Genomic DNA, 888 nt, shown 5'->3' with positions numbered 1-888 from the left:
TGCAGATTCCTGCACGCTGCCATCAAGGAACGTGATTTTCGCCGTCGTGATGTTGCGGATGAAGGCCGACTGCAGATATGCCCCGGACCCATCCACCGCGAACGGAATCTGCGTCCCGCCGTTGGTGGAAAAGCCAAAACGATCCGCCTGAAGCACCAGCAGCGTCGGCAGTGCGGAATTAATCGGGACATCGATATACAGACCCGCCGCCCGAAAACCCTCGCCGGTCCCCGCGCGCGCCTGCATTCCAATCCGGGCATACCCGCTCGGCCCCGATACCGCCGACATCCGGAACGTGGTGCCGGCCGTAGTATCGCCTACCGTGGCAGAGAGAGCCGTCAAGGCGTCTGCATTGGCGGTGATCTGACCACCCTGCTGGTTCACGGTCGTGGAAAGGGCATTGAGCGCAGAAACATCAGCCTTTCCACTGACCGAATTCTGCAGGGTTGTGATGGCTCCACTGTGCGAGCCAACGATACCGTTTACAGAATTGACGTATCCGATCAGTTCATTCGTCGTTGAGACATTGGTCTTGTCGGCCAAGGCGGCATTGACCGCGCCTTGATCCGCCTTTCCTCCAAGGCTCGCTTGCACGTTGGTGAGTGCTGTCGCCTGGCTCGAAAGCACGGAGCCATGGTCGGAAACCGTCGTCTGCAGTGCCTGCAGAGCCGACGCACTCGCCTTGCCCGTGATATCAGTCTGCAGGCTCGTGATCGCATTAGAGTGAGCGTCAACGACATCGTTGATGTTCTGCACACGGGTATCGAGCAAAGCCACCGCAGAGGCTGCAGCCTTTCCCGCAACGGCAGTGTTCAGGTTTGTGATAGCCGTGGCCTGGCTGCTGTTCACACCCTCGGCATCCGATACCCGCGTCGTCAGCGCCTCCAA

General features: G+C 59.7%; 1 pseudogene. It reads right to left on the bottom strand.

Annotated elements, in window-relative coordinates:
- Nucleotides 1-849 (bottom strand): annotated as a pseudogene (locus tag ASD32_RS19890) (hypothetical protein); the annotation flags it as partial.
- Nucleotides 850-888: the final 39 nt, after the last annotated feature.

It is taken from the genome of Rhizobium sp. Root483D2 (genome assembly GCF_001426685.1).
Lineage (GTDB): Bacteria > Pseudomonadota > Alphaproteobacteria > Rhizobiales > Rhizobiaceae > Pararhizobium > Pararhizobium qamdonense.
The sequence above is the reverse complement of the archived record's forward strand: the minus strand, read 5'-3'. Positions and strand labels throughout refer to the sequence as shown.